The sequence below is a fragment of the Pseudomonas sp. TTU2014-080ASC genome (genome assembly GCF_001446935.1).
Lineage (GTDB): Bacteria > Pseudomonadota > Gammaproteobacteria > Pseudomonadales > Pseudomonadaceae > Aquipseudomonas.
This window is the reverse complement of record NZ_LKKK01000011.1, coordinates 291,360-306,639: the sequence shown is the minus strand read 5'-3', so window position 1 is coordinate 306,639 and position 15,280 is coordinate 291,360. Positions and strand designations below refer to the sequence as shown.

General features: G+C 57.0%; 17 protein-coding genes. All 17 read right to left on the bottom strand.

All coding sequences use genetic code 11. The annotated features are described in order from the left end of the window. Window positions 1-22 precede the first annotated feature (22 nt). The 17 genes from fliA to fliH all read right to left on the bottom strand — a co-directional run bounded on the left by fliA (window position 23) and on the right by fliH (window position 15,278). On the bottom strand, window positions 23-769 hold the full coding sequence (gene fliA / locus AO726_RS11815; RefSeq protein WP_082629126.1) for an RNA polymerase sigma factor FliA: 747 nt from the start codon (window positions 767-769) through the stop codon (window positions 23-25). Further along, the gene (fleN, locus tag AO726_RS11810) at window positions 766-1,605 is read right to left on the bottom strand and encodes a flagellar synthesis regulator FleN (protein WP_152987285.1); all 840 of its coding nucleotides are present in this window, start codon (window positions 1,603-1,605) and stop codon (window positions 766-768) included. Before fleN ends, fliA begins: the two co-directional genes overlap by 4 nt. A gap of 65 nt (window positions 1,606-1,670) precedes the next feature. After that, a complete protein-coding gene (gene flhF, locus AO726_RS11805) occupies window positions 1,671-2,987 on the bottom strand; it encodes a flagellar biosynthesis protein FlhF (protein ID WP_058068277.1) in 1,317 nt (438 codons plus the stop codon). A gap of 15 nt (window positions 2,988-3,002) precedes the next feature. Then, entirely contained in the window at window positions 3,003-5,132 is a 2,130-nt protein-coding gene (gene flhA, locus AO726_RS11800) for a flagellar biosynthesis protein FlhA (RefSeq protein ID WP_446737425.1), read from the bottom strand. A gap of 127 nt (window positions 5,133-5,259) precedes the next feature. Then, window positions 5,260-6,396, bottom strand: a complete 1,137-nt coding sequence (gene flhB, locus AO726_RS11795) for a flagellar biosynthesis protein FlhB (RefSeq protein ID WP_058068275.1) — start codon at window positions 6,394-6,396, stop codon at window positions 5,260-5,262. A 3-nt stretch (window positions 6,397-6,399) separates the two neighbouring features. After that, window positions 6,400-7,176 carry a flagellar biosynthetic protein FliR gene (gene fliR, locus AO726_RS11790; protein ID WP_058068274.1) on the bottom strand — a complete coding sequence of 259 codons (777 nt, stop codon included), beginning with the start codon at window positions 7,174-7,176 and terminating at the stop codon, window positions 6,400-6,402. A gap of 1 nt (window position 7,177) precedes the next feature. Further along, on the bottom strand, window positions 7,178-7,447 hold the full coding sequence (fliQ, locus tag AO726_RS11785) for a flagellar biosynthesis protein FliQ (RefSeq protein ID WP_058068273.1): 270 nt from the start codon (window positions 7,445-7,447) through the stop codon (window positions 7,178-7,180). 2 nt (window positions 7,448-7,449) lie between these two features. Continuing rightward, window positions 7,450-8,205, bottom strand: a complete 756-nt coding sequence (gene fliP, locus AO726_RS11780) for a flagellar type III secretion system pore protein FliP (RefSeq protein WP_058068272.1) — start codon at window positions 8,203-8,205, stop codon at window positions 7,450-7,452. Beyond that, window positions 8,205-8,627 carry a flagellar biosynthetic protein FliO gene (gene fliO, locus AO726_RS11775; protein WP_058068271.1) on the bottom strand — a complete coding sequence of 141 codons (423 nt, stop codon included), beginning with the start codon at window positions 8,625-8,627 and terminating at the stop codon, window positions 8,205-8,207. Before fliO ends, fliP begins: the two co-directional genes overlap by 1 nt. Before the next feature lie 2 nt (window positions 8,628-8,629). Continuing rightward, window positions 8,630-9,100, bottom strand: coding sequence for a flagellar motor switch protein FliN (gene fliN / locus AO726_RS11770; RefSeq protein WP_058068270.1), 471 nt, complete (start codon window positions 9,098-9,100; stop codon window positions 8,630-8,632). Between the two features lie 36 nt (window positions 9,101-9,136). Next, a complete protein-coding gene (gene fliM / locus AO726_RS11765; protein ID WP_058068269.1) occupies window positions 9,137-10,108 on the bottom strand; it encodes a flagellar motor switch protein FliM in 972 nt (323 codons plus the stop codon). Between the two features lie 13 nt (window positions 10,109-10,121). After that, window positions 10,122-10,646 (bottom strand): flagellar basal body-associated protein FliL, encoded by a 525-nt coding sequence (fliL, locus tag AO726_RS11760; protein ID WP_058068268.1) that lies wholly within the window; start codon window positions 10,644-10,646, stop codon window positions 10,122-10,124. A gap of 244 nt (window positions 10,647-10,890) precedes the next feature. Then, a complete protein-coding gene (locus AO726_RS11755; RefSeq protein ID WP_058068267.1) occupies window positions 10,891-12,117 on the bottom strand; it encodes a flagellar hook-length control protein FliK in 1,227 nt (408 codons plus the stop codon). An 84-nt stretch (window positions 12,118-12,201) separates the two neighbouring features. Beyond that, window positions 12,202-12,555 (bottom strand): Hpt domain-containing protein, encoded by a 354-nt coding sequence (locus AO726_RS11750; RefSeq protein WP_058068266.1) that lies wholly within the window; start codon window positions 12,553-12,555, stop codon window positions 12,202-12,204. Between the two features lie 97 nt (window positions 12,556-12,652). Continuing rightward, window positions 12,653-13,105 (bottom strand): flagellar export protein FliJ, encoded by a 453-nt coding sequence (gene fliJ / locus AO726_RS11745; RefSeq protein WP_058068265.1) that lies wholly within the window; start codon window positions 13,103-13,105, stop codon window positions 12,653-12,655. 3 nt (window positions 13,106-13,108) lie between these two features. Further along, complete coding sequence (gene fliI / locus AO726_RS11740) at window positions 13,109-14,470, bottom strand: flagellar protein export ATPase FliI (RefSeq protein WP_058068264.1); 1,362 nt, start codon at window positions 14,468-14,470, stop codon at window positions 13,109-13,111. Beyond that, window positions 14,460-15,278: a flagellar assembly protein FliH gene (gene fliH, locus AO726_RS11735; protein WP_058068263.1), complete on the bottom strand. Its 819-nt coding sequence runs from the start codon at window positions 15,276-15,278 to the stop codon at window positions 14,460-14,462. The genes fliI and fliH overlap by 11 nt, the downstream gene beginning before the upstream one ends. Window positions 15,279-15,280: the final 2 nt, after the last annotated feature.

Sequence of the window (15,280 nt, the reverse complement as noted above, 5' to 3'; positions counted from 1 at the left end):
TTAATCGTGAAACCGGCTTCGTTCAATGCGCGCGCCAGTCGCTCAGCCGAGCACGTAAACGCGCGGCACATTGGCTATGTAGCTGGCTGACGCGGGATTCGCTCACACCCAGCACTTCGCCGATCTCCTTCAAGTTCAATTCTTCGTCGTAATACAGTGCAAGGACCAGCCGCTCGCGCTCCGGCAGGTTAGCGATGGCATCTGCCAAGGCTGCCTGAAAACGCTCATCTTCCAGATCTCGCGAAGGTTCGTGGCTGTTGTTGCTGGCGTCTTCGGATAGTCCGCCGTGTTCGCCATCCTGTAATAGGTCGTCGAAACTGAACAAACGGCTGCCCAAAGTGTCGCCAAGAATGCCGTAGTAATCTTCGAGACTCAATTGGAGTTCGGCAGCAACTTCCTGATCTTTAGCGTCGCGGCCTGTTCTGGCCTCAACTTTACGAATGGCATCGCTGACCATACGGCTGTTACGGTGTACCGAACGCGGCGCCCAATCCCCCTTGCGCACCTCGTCCAACATCGAGCCACGGATACGAATTCCAGCGAAGGTTTCGAAGCTGGCGCCCTTGCCAGCATCGTATTTCTGCGCCGCTTCCAGCAGGCCGATCATCCCGGCCTGAATCAGATCATCGACTTGCACGCTAGCAGGCAAACGCCCCAAAAGGTGATAGGCGATACGCTTTACCAACGGCGCATAGCGTTCGATCAACTGATATTTGGAGTCCTGAGCCTGCGCTTTACTGTACATACGAAGACCCGACGCTACTGTCATATCGAAGAATCCGTTACCGGCTGCTGTACCAATCGCTCAACGAAAAATTCCAGGTGCCCACGCGGGTTGGCCGGCAGCGGCCAAGCATCTACTTTCTGTGCGATTGCCTTGAATGCCAGCGCGCATTTCGAGCGGGGGAAAGCTTCATACACTGCGCGCTGCTTTTGTACTGCCTTGCGTACAGCTTCGTCGTACGGCACTGCACCTACGTACTGCAGAGCGACGTCAAGGAAGCGGTCAGTGACTTTAGTTAATTTGGCGAACAGGTTGCGCCCTTCCTGCGGGCTGTGAGCCATGTTGGCCAGCACCCGGAAGCGGGTCATGCCGTGGTCACGGTTGAGCAGTTTGATCAGCGCGTAGGCATCGGTAATCGAAGTCGGTTCATCGCACACCACAACCAGCACTTCCTGGGCTGCGCGGACGAAACTGACAACACCGTCACCGATACCAGCGGCCGTGTCGATGATCAGCACATCGAGATTGTCGCTAATGTCACTGAACGCCTGAATCAGGCCAGCATGCTGCATGGGCGAAAGCTGCACCATGCTCTGAATACCGGACGCAGCCGGTACGATGCGAATGCCCCCTGGCCCTTGCAGCAGCACGTCGCGCAAGTCGCACTCGCCATTTACCACATCTTCCAAAGTGCGCTTAGCGTTAAGCCCAAGCAGCACATCGACGTTGGCCAAACCCAAGTCCGCGTCCATCAGCATGACCCGACGGCCGAGATCGGCCAGCGCCAATGCCAGATTTACCGACACGTTGGTTTTGCCGACGCCACCTTTGCCGCCGGTCACCGCAATCACCTGTACGGGATGCATACCCATATTTTTCACACACCTTGTCTAACTTCGACTGGGCCACCAGGCCTTCTGATCTGGATCTTGACCCTGACCGGGATTTAACCAACTCGTCGTGCAGGCTGTTGGTACAGACCAGCAAACATATCAGCCATTGTATCCTCGCTCGGGTCCTGGCTGGCCTGCAGTCCAACTGCACGGCTAACCAGTTGATGACTGCGTGGAACTTGCAAGTCATCTGGAATTCTCGGCCCATCAGTGAGATAGGCTACCGGTAGAGACTGGCTAATTGCCAGCCCTAAAACTTCACCCATGCTGACCGCTTCATCGACCTTGGTAATGATGCAGCCTGCAAGGCCGCAACGCTTATAACTATGGTAGGCCGCTTTGAGCACTTGGCCCTGACTTGTAGCGGCCATAACCAGATAATTTTTTGCATTGATACCGCGACTGGCCAACGCTTCGAGCTGCATACGCAACGCTGGATCATTAACCGGCAGACCCGCTGTATCGATCAGCACCACACGCTTACGTGCCAACGGAGCCAGCGCCTGAGTCAGTGATTGCGTTGGATCGACCAGCGTCACTGGCACGTCCAGAATGCGGCCGAGCGTCTTGATCTGCTCCTGAGCACCGATACGATAGCTGTCCATGCTCACTAGCGCGATATTTTGCGAGCCATATTTGAGCACATAACGGGCGGCCAATTTCGCCAATGTGGTGGTTTTGCCCATCCCGGCAGGGCCGACCAACGCGATTACGCCGCCCTCTTCCACAGGCTCTTGCTCCGGAGTTTTGATGCTGTGGGCTAAATGGGCCAGCAGCATACGCCAGGCCTGACGTGGCTCAGCGATGGAGGCCACGCGCTCCAGCAGCGTTTTGGCCAACTCAGCGGGAACCCCCATACGCTGCAGACGACGCCAGAGATTGGCTTGCTGCGGCTTACGGCTCTGCACCTGCCCCCAGGCGATGGAACCCAACTGCACTTCGATCAGCTCACGCAGGCCGTTGAGTTCGTAGCGCATGGCATCCAATGCGTTCTGATCCACCGGCGCAGCGGTAGCAGCGACCGGGGCAGCAGGTTTACCGCGCAGGGCCTCGGCAAGCTGATCAGCCTGAACATTCGGCAGCTCTGCGCCAAACAGTTGACGATCCTTACTGACGTTGACGGTAGCGCGAGTGGTCAGCTCCGCATGGGCCGTTGCAATTTTCGCCTGGGTCTTGCGCAGCTCGGCTTCCAGGGCAGGGTTAGCCTGACGCGCCGGCACTGGCGGGGCCTGATAATCCAGCGCAGCGGTCAGCTCAACGCCGCCAGCGACCCGGCGATTGCCGATAATCGAGGCGTCAGCACCCAGCTCATCGCGTACCAGTTTCATAGCGGTGCGCATATCGACTGCGAAAAAACGTTTGACCTGCATGGCCTGTAACCTCGATTAGTTCTGTCCTACCGTCGCAACGATGGTGACTTGCTTGTTATCCGGGATTTCCTGGTATGCCAACACGTGGATACTCGGAACTGCCAACCGCGCGAATCGTGAGAGCATCGCCCGCACCGGACCGGCTACCAACAGAATCACTGGTTTGCCGAGCATTTCCTGGCGCTGGGCTGCATCGATCAACGAACGCTGCAGCTTTTCGGCCATTCCCGGCTCCAGGAGGATGCCATCCTCGGAGCCTTGTCCGGCCTTCTGGATACTGTTCAGCAAAATCTGTTCCAACCTTGGTTCCAAGGTGATCACAGGCAGCTCTGAGTCTAGTCCCACAATGCTTTGCACGATTGCACGGGAAAGTGCGACACGGGCAGCCGCCACCATCGCGGCGGGATCTTGACTCTTAGGAGCGACATTCGCGATGGCCTCGGCAATGGTGCGGATGTCGCGCACGGGCACCTGCTCCTGCAGCAGCGCCTGCAGCACTTTGAGCAGCGTCGACAGCGACACCAAGCCCGGCACCAGCTCTTCAGCCAGCTTCGGCGAACTCTTAGCCAGCAGACTCATCAACTGCTGCACTTCTTCATGGCCGAGCAGTTCGTGGGCGTGTTTGTGCAGAATCTGATTGAGGTGAGTGGCAACCACGGTACTGGCATCCACAACGGTGTAGCCAAGAGACTGCGCCTGATCGCGCTGACTAGGCTCAATCCACACTGCCTCCAGACCAAACGCTGGGTCCTGCGCCGCAATACCGTTAAGAGGCCCGAACACCTGGCCCGGGTTGATCGCCAGCTCGCGCTCCGGATAAACCTCGGCCTCAGCCACACTCACACCCATCAGCGTCAAGCGATAACCGTTGGGTTGCAAATCGAGGTTGTCGCGGATGTGTACCGAAGGCATGAGAAAGCCCATTTCCTGCGACAGCTTCTTACGTACGCCTTTGATACGCGCCAACAGCTGACCACCTTGGTTGCGGTCAACCAGAGGAATCAAACGGTAGCCCACCTCCAGACCAACCATGTCCACCAGTTGCACGTCATCCCAACCCAACTCTTTGACTTCCTGAGCACGCTGGGCCGGAAGCAATTCTTGCTGGCGCGCGGCTTCTTTAACCTCTTCTTCTTTGGCTTTACGCGACTTATTGGCAATCCAGTACGCGGCACCGGCAGCGATAAGGCCCAGACCAATAAACGGCACATGCGGCATGCCCGGCACCAGGCCCATGGCGATCATCACCGCACCAGTCACCGCCAGCGCACGAGGCGAGGCAAACATTTGACGGTTGACCTGAGCGCCCATGTCCTCCGAACTGGAAACGCGGGTCACCATGATTGCAGCAGCAGTGGACAGCAGCAGAGATGGAATCTGTGCCACCAGACCGTCACCGATGGTCAACAGGGTGTAAATCTTGCCGGCGTCAGTAAAAGACAGGTCGTGCTGCAGCACACCAATGGCAATACCACCAATGAGGTTGATGAAGAGGACGAGCAGACCAGCAATAGCATCACCGCGGACGAACTTACTGGCACCGTCCATAGAGCCATAGAAATCCGCTTCTTGCGCCACTTCAGTACGACGCTTTTTGGCTTCAGCCTGATCAATCAGCCCAGAGTTAAGGTCAGCATCAATCGCCATCTGCTTGCCTGGCATCGCATCCAAGGTGAAACGCGCGCTGACTTCTGAGATACGCCCGGCACCTTTGGTGACCACCACGAAGTTGATGATCATCAGGATCGCAAACACCACAATACCGACCACGTAGTTACCGCCGATCACCACCTCACCGAAGGCCTGAATTACCTTACCGGCAGCGTCATGGCCATCTTGGCCGTGCAGCAAAACCACCCGAGTAGAAGCGACGTTAAGCGCCAAGCGCAGCAAGGTAGCTGCCAGCAATACAGTAGGGAAAACTGCGAAATCGAGCGGACGCAGCGCGTAGATGGCGACCAGAAGAACCACAATCGACAACGCGATGCTGAAAGTGAACAGCACGTCCAGGAGGAACGGAGGCACCGGCAGCATGACCATGGCCAGCATGACCAGCAGCAGCAATGGAATCCCCAGATTGCCATGCCGCAAGCCCGCAAGATTGCTGCGAGCATCACTTACCAGTTGTCCACGATCGAATGCCACTGCCATACCCCAGCCCTATCAAACTTTTGACGCTGATGCGCCTTTTGACTGGGGATCTGCAAGAAACCTTCCAACTTTGCCAAACAGGCAAAAATCAGACTGAATTCAGCAATTTGAGGCTGCGTAATTATTCGTCACGACGCAGATCCGGCGGGATTGGAAGATCAGGCAAAGACCCGGGACGCTTGCCTTTACCGGCCTGGTATTGACGCAGCTGATAAACGTAAGCCAAGACCTGAGCAACTGCCAGATACAGGCCTGCGGGAATTTCCTGATCCAGCTCAGTGGAGTAATAAACCGCCCGCGCCAATGCCGGCGACTCCAGCACCATAACCTTGTGTTCGTTGGCGATCTCACGAATTTTCAGTGCCGTGAAGTCGCCACCTTTGGCCAGCAGAATCGGCGCATTGCCTTTTTCAGCGTCGTATTTCAACGCCACCGCAAAGTGCGTCGGGTTGGTGATCACCACATCAGCCTCAGGCACAGCCTGCATCATGCGGCTGTTGGCCATCTCCCGCTGCAACTGCCGAATGCGTGATTTAACTTCCGGCTTACCCTCAGAGTCCTTGTATTCGTCGCGCACTTCCTGCTTGGTCATCATCAGCTTCTGCTTAGTGCTCCAGAGCTGGAACGGCACATCCACCGCAGCAATTAGAATCAGCCCGCAGGACATCCACAATGCACTCCAGCCAACAATGATCATTGAGTGAATGATGGCCATCTCAATCGGCTCATGGGCAATGGCCAGCAAGTCGCCCTGCCAGGACGACAGGACACTGACACCCACGATCAGAATCACCAGAAACTTCGCCAGCGCCTTTAACAGCTCGACCAGTGCCTGCATGGAAAACATGCGTTTAAGCCCGGCCAACGGGTTCATCCGGCTGAATTTCGGCATCAGTGCTTCTGCTGAAAAAAGCCACCCCCCCAACGAAATAGGCCCGACGATTGAGACAATCAGCAGCAACACCAGCAGTGGCAACAAAGCTTCCAAGGCCACCTGCCCGGAGGCTGCCAGCCACAGGCCCATGCTGTTTTCGTCCATGATGACTTCGCGGCTGAGCTCAAAATTGCCGCGCATGATGTCCAACATGGCTTTGCCGATGCTGCCACCAAAGGCCAGCATGCCGCCAAAGCCACCCAGGGTTACCGCCAGCGTATTGAGCTCTTTGGAACGGGCAATCTGGCCTTTCTCACGGGACTCGCGCAGGCGTTTCTCCGTGGGTTCCTCGCTCTTATCGGCACCGCTTTCAGACTCAGCCATGGCTTACTTAACCTTTACCAGGTCACGCATGAATTGCAGGGCCTCGGTGGCGAAGATTTGATACTGACTGAGGATATCGGCCATACCCAACCAAACGATGATCAGGCCCAGCACCAGCGTAAGCGGGAAACCGATGGAAAAGATATTCAGCTGTGGTGCCGCGCGAGTCATCACACCAAACGCCAAGTTGATGACCAGCAGTGCGGTGATAGCGGGCAGCACCAGCAGCAGCGCCGCGCCGATCACCCACCCCAAGCGGGTGACGATTCCCCAGAAGGTTTCAACCTGAAAACCACTGCCAACCGGCAAGGTGACAAAGCTTTCGGCCAAGACTTCGAACACCACCAGATGGGCATTCATGGCCAGAAACAGCAGGGTCACCAGAATCATGAAGGCCTGACCAATAACCGGCACGCTCACACCGTTAGCCGGATCGACCATGGAGGCAAAACCAAGGCCCATCTGCATTGCCACAATCTGACCGGCAATGGTGAAAACCTGAAACAACAACTGCAGGGCGAAGCCCATCATCGCGCCAATCAGCACTTCCTGAGCGATCCACCAGATGGCTTTTAGGCTGATGGCATCCACCTGCGGCATCGGTGGCAGCGTCGGTACGATCACCACACAAACGGCCAACGCCAGGTACAACCGAATCCTCGCGGAAACCAGTTGCGTACCGATAAGCGGCATAAACATGAACAAAGCGCTGATGCGGAACAGCGGCAGGATAAAACTGCCGACCCAGGCCCCGATCTGCGCGTTGGTTAGCTCCAGCATGTCAGCCGATCAGCATGGGAATGTTCATGATCAGGTTTTGCGTGTACTCCATCAGCTGACGCACCAGCCAGGGGCCGGCAAAGATCAGCGCCAGAAGAATGACGAGTAACCTGGGCAAAAAACTTAAGGTCTGTTCGTTGATCTGCGTGGCCGCCTGAAACATCGCCACCACCAAGCCCACCAGCAGGCTCGGCACGACCATGACCGCAACGATCATGGAGGTCAGCCACAACGCTTCACGGACAATATCGACAGCAACTTCCGGGGTCATCGTCAGGTTCCTCCGAAGCTGGCAGCCAGCGTGCCCATAATCAGCGCCCAACCATCAATCAAGACAAACAGCATGATCTTGAATGGCAGGGAAATGATCAGCGGCGAGAGCATCATCATACCCATCGCCATAAGGATGCTGGCCACCACCATGTCGATGATCAAAAACGGAATGAAGATCATGAAACCGATCTGAAACGCGGTTTTCAGCTCTGAGGTAACAAATGCCGGGATCAAGATAGTCAGCGGTGTTTCGGCAGGGCTGGCAATATCCGTACGTTTGGACAACCTCACGAACAGTTCAAGATCGCTCTCGCGGGTCTGCGACAACATAAAGTTGCGCATCGGCAACTCTGCCTTGCGAATCGCCTCCTGTGCAGGCAACTGCTCGTTCAGGTAGGGCTGCAAAGCATCGCGGTTAATCTCATCGAATACCGGGGCCATGATGAACATGGTCAGAAACAACGCCATGCCCACCAGAATCTGGTTGGACGGCGTCTGCTGCAGGCCCAGCGCCTGACGCAGAATTGAAAACACGATGATGATGCGGGTGAAGCTGGTCATCAGCATGACGAACGCTGGGATGAAACTCAGCGCCGTCATGATCATCAGGATTTGCAGGCTAACTGAATACTCCTGCTGCCCTTCTGCATCCGTACTCAGGGTAATGGCCGGAATCGACAGTGGGTTATCAGCCCCCAGCGCCAACGGCGCAGCCAACGATACAAGCAGCAACAGCAACAGGCGCAGCGCACTCATCAAGACTTGTCCTTCTGATCCTTGCCCAGCAGCTCCATCAGGCGCTGAGCAAACTCCCCGGTCGCAGGTTCGGTGTCTGGCAGGTGCACAGGCTCTTTGAGCACATGCAAGGTGGTGATGTTGCCTGGGGTAAAGCCCAGCAGAACCTGCTCTGAGCCTACCTGCACCAGCAGCAGACGATCACGTGGGCCCAGTGGCTGAGTCGCCAGTACTTTAATTACTTGGCCGCCACGCGGCACGATGCGCTGTACACGGCGCATCATCCAGGCCAGAGCGAAGATCAGGCCGATCACCAGCAGCAGGCCTAATAGCATCTGCCCGAGCTGGCTGCTCATATCACTGCTCGGCGCAGGCTGTACGGCAGGCTGCGCGGCAAACGCACTCAGGGGCAGCAACAGGCTGGCAAGAATCCACTTACGCATGATCAACGCAGCTTCTTGATGCGTTCGCTCGGGCTGATTACGTCAGTCAGGCGAATACCGAATTTTTCGTTAACCACCACCACTTCGCCATGGGCGATCAAGGTGCCATTAACCAGTACATCCAGCGGTTCACCGGCCAGACGATCCAACTCAATGACTGAGCCCTGATTAAGCTGCAGCAGGTTGCGGATGGTGATGTCGGTGTTGCCCACTTCCATGGAAATGGAAACTGGGATATCCAGAATCACATCCAGATTCGGGCCCTCAAGATTCGCCGGCACGTTGGATTTTGGCGAGCTGTTGAACTCTTCCATCGGCGCACGCGGTGGTGCCGGAATCGGATCACTGGCGGCCAGCATGGCGTCAATGTCGTCCTGACTGGCCGGCGAGCCGGCTTCTGACAATGCGGCTGCCCACTCATCGGCTAACGCCTGTTCGGCGGAAGTGCCTTCGTTCTGATTTTCGTCTGCCATGGTCTTTCCTCGGCTGGCGTTGAATGGGATAAAAAATTAGCGCTGACGCTCGACCGGATCGAGCACCTGCAAGGCCAGATTGCCTTTATGTGCACCCAACTTGACCTTAAAGGCCGGCACGCCGTTGGCGCACATGATGATGTCTTCAGGCAACTCGACCGGAATCACATCGCCGGGCTGCATATGCAGGATGTCGCGCAACTTGAGCTGGCGGCGTGCGATGGTGGCGCCCAGCGGCACACTGACACCCATGATGTCTTCACGCAGGGCCTTGATCCAACGCTCGTCCTGATCATCGACGTCAGACTGGAAGCCGGCATCGAGCATTTCACGGATCGGCTCGATCATCGAATACGGCATGGTGATGTGCAGGTCACCACCACCGCCATCCAACTCAATGTGGAAGGTGGAAACCACCACTACTTCGCTTGGGCTGACGATATTAGCCAGCGCCGGGTTCACTTCCGAGTTGACGTACTCGAAGTTGATATCCATCACCGCATGCCAGGCTTCACGCAGGTCGGTGAAAGCCTGATCGAGCACCATACGCACAACGCGCAATTCGGTCGGGGTGAACTCACGCCCCTCAATCTTGGCGTGACGACCATCACCACCAAAGAAGTTGTCTACCAGCTTGAACACCAGCTTGGCGTCCAGAATGAACAACGCTGTACCGCGTAACGGCTTCATCTTGACCAGATTGAGGCTGGTCGGCACGTACAGCGAGTGCACGTATTCACCGAACTTCATCACCTGCACGCCGCCCACCGCCACATCCGCCGAGCGGCGCAGCAGGTTGAACATGCTGATGCGGGTGTAACGAGCGAAACGCTCGTTGATCATCTCCAGGGTCGGCATGCGCCCCCGGACAATTCGGTCCTGACTGGTCAGGTCATACTGTTTGACACTGCCCGGTTCGGCATCGTCCTCGGTTTCGACCAAGCCGTCATCGACGCCGTGCAGAAGCGCGTCGATTTCATCTTGGGAAAGCAGGTCTTGCACAGCCATACAGGGCTCCTGATTACTGCAAAACGAAATTAGTAAACAACACTTGTTCGACCGTCACCTTACCGGTCTCCTTTTGCGCCAGCTCCTGCACACTAACCGTGGCCTGCTGGCGCAGCAATTCTTTGCCCGGCGCACTCATTAATGCGCCGAAATCCGCATTACCAAACAGCATAACCAAGCGATTGCGCAGTACCGGCATGTGTACTTTCAGCGCATCCAGCGCTGCCTTGTCGCGGGCCATCAAGGCCACACTGACCTGCATATAACGGGCGCGGCCTTCGTGGTTAAAATTCACCACAAATGCTGGAGCCAGCTCTTCATAAATGGCTGGCTGCTTAATCGGTGCGGCGGTTGGCGCAGTGCTCTCAGCTGGTGAGGCCTCGGCAGCGTCACCTTTCTTACTGAGGTAGAACCAGGTTCCGCCAATCGACAATGCCATCGCCACCAACACAGCGATCACGATCAGAATGATCAGCTTAAATTTGCCGGCGGGCTGATCGTTGCCCACGGGGTTAGGCGCTGCACCTTTCTTTGCCATGCCAATAATCCGTCGCTATTCGGAGTTGTATCCGTTTTCAATGGGATAAGAGCAAGTGTTATGCCAGTCTTTCAGCAAACCTGCCCAAATGCGTCATGACCTGCCAAACAGGCCATCTGGAGCCGTGATAGTTTATCGCCATCTCACAAACAAAATCGCCCGCTCCATGCACTGGAACGGGCGATTCGCAGTTTAGAACAGAGCGAAGTGCAACTACAGCGCTCTGATTAAGTAATACCGTCGGTCAGGCGTAGTAATCCACCAAACTGCGGGCACGCTGTGTCAAGTGTGCAGCTGACTCCACTGCCGAACCCTGAGCAGACTCATCAACACCCGCCACACCACCATTGCCATCGCGCCCTCGCGAACCACCATCTGCTTGCTCTTCCTGGCCTTGCCAGCCGCGGTTGGGCGACTGATCAGAAACATTCACGTCGACTTGGCCCATGCCCTGCTGAGCGAACATTTCACGCAGGCGATACATTTGCGAATCCAGTGCTTCGCGCACACCGGCATGCGGGCTGGCGAATGTAATCAGACTCTGATCCTGGTTCACGCTGATGCGAATGTCTAAGCGTCCGAGCTCCGCCGGGTCCAGTTGAATCTCGGCGGTTTTCAGGTTCTGGCTGGACATCAGCATGACCCGATCAACCACAGCCTCACTCCAGCCACCTTGCTGCATGGCAACAGGCTGGCCAACGACCGGGCCGCGCGCGGCAGAAGCCTGCTGGGTCACCGCTTGGCTCAGGGCGCTCAGTTTGCTAATGAAGTTTTCCTGCGAGTTGTTCGCAGTGCCCTCTTTCAACGCCTCCAGCGATTTGCCGGTAAGCCCCTGCAACTCCAAATCGCCCAACAACGTGTCACCTTCGCTGATCGCTTCATCACTCACGATCTGGCTGCCGAGTAGACTTTCTGCCGTAGCATCAGTGGAAACAGCTCCCTTGAGAACTTGCTCTTGGGACTGCGCTCCGATGTTCAACGCCATGCGCACCGCTTGTAATTGGTTCAGCGCATCTTGATCGGCATCAAAGCTAGCTTCGGTCAACGTCGCCGGCCCTGAGCTTAGCAAGGAAGGGTTAGCCAATAAAACGTCACCCTCAGACGCCTGCGTCAAGCTATTGTCCGCAGTGTCAGTACCCACGCCAAACAGCAGTAACGGGTCAATCGCAGCGGTGTCCTGGCTTTCATCCGGCAAGTCATTGCCGCTGTCGGCAATTTCTTCCGTCACGGCATCAGCCTGCGGCGCTGGTTCTTTGACTGCGGAATCACCCGCCTCAGCCTCACGCGCCTGCTTGGCCGTGGCGTCGCGACGCTCAGCAGCCTGTGCCTGACGCTCTTTGGCATACACGTCAGAGAAGCTGGAAGCCTCTTTCTGACTGGGCCCGGCGGCTTTGGCTGCACTCTGGGAAGGAGCACTGCGGGTTTTGATTTCTGCGGCTGAGTTCAGCAGCAGATCGGGAGCAACGGACATGCATACTCTCCGTACAAGTGGATTATGCTCATGACAGAGCAAGGACCGGGCCAACTTGCAAAGCGAGAATGCAGAAACTGAACGTCAGGCACCAAATAGCTGCAATTCGGCCCTGATCAGGGAATGGATCAACTCAAACTCGCGCTCAGCTTGCTCCAGCAACTCTCCAGCGCGATTCATCTGGCAAGCTCGTGCCGCAGTTTCCAGTTGCAGGCACAACTCCGTCAGCAAGGGCGCGCCAACATTACTGTTGCTGCCTTTAAAGCTGTGTGCGGTCTGCCAGAGAGCTTCTGCATCATTGTTCCGCAAGGCCTGGCGCAGCTGATCCAGGCGCGCCGTTGAGTCACTGAGGTAAGCCTCAAGCAAGTGCGGATACTCATCCTCCAGAACATCCTGCAGGACTCTCAACGTCTCATGATCAATGTGGCGAGCGGACACACCCTAACCCTCTTGGCTGAAGCGTTGATTATGCCGCCGCCCCCCTGAAAACTCCATGTACACGCCACTGTGCGTCTTGCGCTTACTGAGGCTTGGCTCAGTCGTGGGTGTTTTGCGGGCGCAAACGCTGCGACAACTCATCCAACAGTTTCTGCTCGCGCTTATCTTCAGCCATGCGGGCTTCATCCAGGTAGCGCTTGACCAGCTTGCGCAGCCCCTCAAGCCGGGCATAGCGCTGCTGCCAAGCCTCCCGAGCCTTGAGCACATTGGATCGGTGCCATTCCACACTGTTGCGCTGTTGGCCAATGGCGGTTTCCAGTTGTGACAAAAAGCGCTGGTAGTTGATCAACCACTGCCCGGATACACCGTGCTGGCCCTCCGTCATCCACTGCTGCTGATAGTCGCCGCGATAGCGCTCCAGATCGCCCAGCTGCATTTCGGCCTGCTGTAACTGCCCCTGACAACGCCCCAGCAAGGCCGCCGCATCGCGCTCGTCCTTCTCCGCCATTTCAACCACAGGGGCCAACCGCGCCGCCCGACCTTTGGACATTTATCAGCTACCCGGTGCTTGCGGATTAAGGGTTGAAGCCAACATGGCCTGGCACGCTGCCAGACTTTCACTGTCATGCAGGCCCTGGCGAAGGTAAGTAACCATGGCAGGTTGGCGGGCAATGGCCAGATCGGTGTCAGGATCACCACCAGGCACATAAGCACCAACGCTGATCAAATCGCGGCTCTGCTGATAACGCGACCACAGCTGCTTAAAGCGCTGAGCCTGACGCAGGTGATCAGGGCTGACCACTTGCGGCATAACCCGGCTAATCGAAGCCTCAATATCAATCGCCGGATAATGACCTTCCTCAGCGAGACGACGGGACAACACAAAGTGACCGTCCAATACCCCACGCGCGGCATCAGCGATTGGGTCCTGCTGGTCATCACCTTCGGACAGCACTGTATAGAACGCAGTAATCGAACCGCCGCCCGCCTCCGCATTACCAGCACGCTCCACCAGCTTCGGCAGTTTGGCAAATACGGAAGGCGGATAGCCTTTAGTCGCAGGCGGCTCGCCAATGGCCAGAGCGATTTCCCGCTGGGCCTGGGCGTAGCGTGTCAGGGAGTCCATCAGCAGCAAGACATTCTTGCCCTTGTCGCGGAAATACTCGGCGATGCGTGTGCAGTACTGCGCAGCACGCAGGCGCATCAGCGGCGCATCATCGGCTGGTGAGGCGACCACAACGGAGCGTTTGATGCCCTCTTCTCCGAGAATCTCGTCAATAAATTCTTTAACTTCGCGGCCCCGCTCACCGATCAGCCCGACTACGATGATTTCCGCTTCAGTAAAGCGCGTCATCATGCCCAGCAGCACCGACTTACCGACACCAGTACCGGCAAACAGGCCCAGACGCTGACCACGCCCAACCGTCAGCAAACCGTTAATGGAGCGAATACCGACATCCAGCGGCTCGCTGATTGGGTGACGATTAAGCGGGTTAATGGTTGGCCCATCCATTGGCACCCAATCTTCGGCCTTCATCCCGCCTTTACCATCCAGCGGACGCCCCGCGCCATCCAGTACGCGGCCAAGCATCGACATACCCATCGGCAAGCGTCCGGTATCTGGCAGCGGCACAACTCGCGCGCCGGGCGCGATGCCTGCCAGGCTGCCGACCGGCATAAGGAAGATCTTTCCGCTGGAAAAGCCCATCACTTCCGCTTCGACCTGAACCGGATGATGGGTGTCATCGTTGATCACGAGGCAGCGGCTGCCCAATGCGGCGCGCAAACCTTCGGCCTCAAGGGTTAAGCCAACCATGCGCAGCAGACGCCCTTCCACTACAGGCTGGGCTGGCAACTGCACGGCATCCATGTAGCCAAACATGCGTTTGACGTAGCTGGTCCGCTCAAGGCGCATCCGGCTCGTCCTCATCGTCTGGCAGGGCTGAGTCAGCGTCGTCCAGCTCAATCTCCATATCCGCATCAAGCGGATTGGTGCGGTGCTCGCGCTTCTGGTCGAGCAACTGTTTGATGGCCTGAGCCAGGCGGGTTTCCACCGTAGCATCAATGCGGCTCACTTCACTCTCAACCCGGCAACCGCCCGGCATCAGTGAGGCGTCCTCAAGAATTCGCCAGTGCGCTTCCTGCCGCTCGCGCAGCGCCTTAATCAGGTCAAAGTCCTGCGGGTTGACGAACAAGCGGATGTTTTCTGCCCCCATCGGGAGCAGTTTGAGTGCTTCAGTGAGCACCTGACGGATCTGCGTAGAGTCGATTTCCAGCTCACGCTGAATGACTTCGCGAACAATATGTTCAACCAGCCCGACCATCGCCTCTTCAACATCCTGATCTTGCGTAGCGATCGGCTCAAACAGATGCGCCATCAGGGTTTCCAGAGCCATAAGACGAGTCGTCAGCGCAGCCTCGCTTTCCTGCTTGGCCCTGAGCTGTCCGGCACGGAAGCCGTCTTTCTCACCGGTGGCAAAGCCTTCGTTGTAGGCGTCCTGACGGATGGCCTCCAACTCTTCCAGCGTCAAGGGTTTGACTTGCTCAACTGGCACTTCTTCGATTTCAGCCTGCACCTCTTCGGTGACCGGCTCTGGCTCCGGCTCAAGAGCAGCAGGCTCGGGCTCAGGAACATCTGGGTCGAAGCTGGGCAGCGTCCACACATCGAACGCTTTGAGGTCTTGCGCGCGAATCAGATCGCTTGGGGACTCTTTGGTCGTCATGA